Source organism: Variovorax cryoconiti (assembly GCF_051216395.1).
GTDB lineage: Bacteria > Pseudomonadota > Gammaproteobacteria > Burkholderiales > Burkholderiaceae_C > Variovorax.
This window is the reverse complement of the sequence record NZ_JBPJZI010000064.1, coordinates 1-1,079: the sequence shown is the minus strand read 5'-3', so window position 1 is coordinate 1,079 and position 1,079 is coordinate 1. Positions and strand designations below refer to the sequence as shown.

At 54.4% G+C, this 1,079-nt stretch carries 3 protein-coding genes; all 3 read left to right on the top strand.

Annotated elements, in window-relative coordinates; genetic code table 11:
- On the top strand, positions 1-240 hold a 240-nt coding region (locus tag ACSFA2_RS25750; RefSeq protein WP_435458162.1), incomplete at its 5' end, for a M35 family metallo-endopeptidase.
- Positions 241-250: 10 nt separating this feature from the next.
- A complete protein-coding gene (locus ACSFA2_RS25745) occupies positions 251-643 on the top strand; it encodes a hypothetical protein (protein WP_435458161.1) in 393 nt (130 codons plus the stop codon).
- Between the two features lie 144 nt (positions 644-787).
- The coding region (locus ACSFA2_RS25740; protein WP_435458160.1) for a hypothetical protein at positions 788-1,079 on the top strand (292 nt) is incomplete at its 3' end.

The following is a 1,079-nucleotide window of genomic DNA, read 5'->3' as shown; positions in this document are numbered from 1 at the left end:
ACCATCGCAATCAACGTCTCATTTTGTACTCTGCGGGACGTTGCTGCGAATCTCGATTCGCAGCTATCGACGCTCATCCACGAAGTAACGCACTTCAACGATACCTTTGGTAGTCTCGATACGCTGAACCACTTGAGTCAATCTCGTTCCGCAGCGAAAACGGATCCCAAAGGCATGAAAACTAACGCGGACAGTATTACTGGCTATGTTGTGTGGGACGAGGTGTTCTATGCGAGTTAAGTGGCTTCTGATGCTGGCTTTGTTCGCAGCTTGCAGCTATGCCTCGGCATGCCAGAGAATCATTCAGATCACGCTGACATTTGCGGATGGCTCTGCGGATCTGGACCGTACTCAGATCGCGCGGCTAGCCGGATGGATCGGCAACGCGAACGCGATGTTTGCGAAGTACACGAGCGCAGGTGTCGAAGCAGGCGCTACCGCCAAATCACCGGAAAGAACGCCGAAAGAGGCCGCACAACTCGCAAGAGCGCGTGCCGACAATGTGGCGCTCGCACTGAAGAATCTTTTCCCCGTACCTCTCGATGTTGAGAAGTTTGCGCATGGCTACCGAGAGAAGAAGAGTTCCGACGTTGAAGTCAAGGACGTCGCTGCGATTCAGCTCTATCCATCCCTGAAGACCTAAAAACTGCCGGACTGCAATCCCGGCTTTCCGGATGGCTTGGAGCGTTAACGCAAGTTCCAAGTGCAAACCGACGTCGAAGCGCTCGACTCAACACAAAGTCAAATTCACAGGAGGGTTTAGCTCATGAAGCCAATAAGCGGCTCAATGCTCATCGCGCTCAGCGCACTTCTCTCGGCCGCACCGCCAGCCTGGGCCGATGGCACTGTCAGTTTCGAAACGGACATCCTGCCCATGATCAGAGCCAGACCGGAATTCGAGAAATTCCTGCTCGGGACACTCAAGGTCACCGATGCCGGATCAGGTACGCGCATCTCCGGGCAAGCAATGCCGCATCTCGGTGGTGCTCGCATCAGTCCTTACGAATTCAGAGCGACTTGGCACAGTTCCAACAGCGACGTTCCGGTCACGCTCATCATCGACACCAACACCAAGTTTT

Coding starts and splice junctions, on each gene's coding strand:
- ACSFA2_RS25745 (WP_435458161.1), top strand. CDS start 251: ATGCTGGCTTTGTTCGCAGCTTGCAGCTATGCCTCGGCATGCCAGAGA.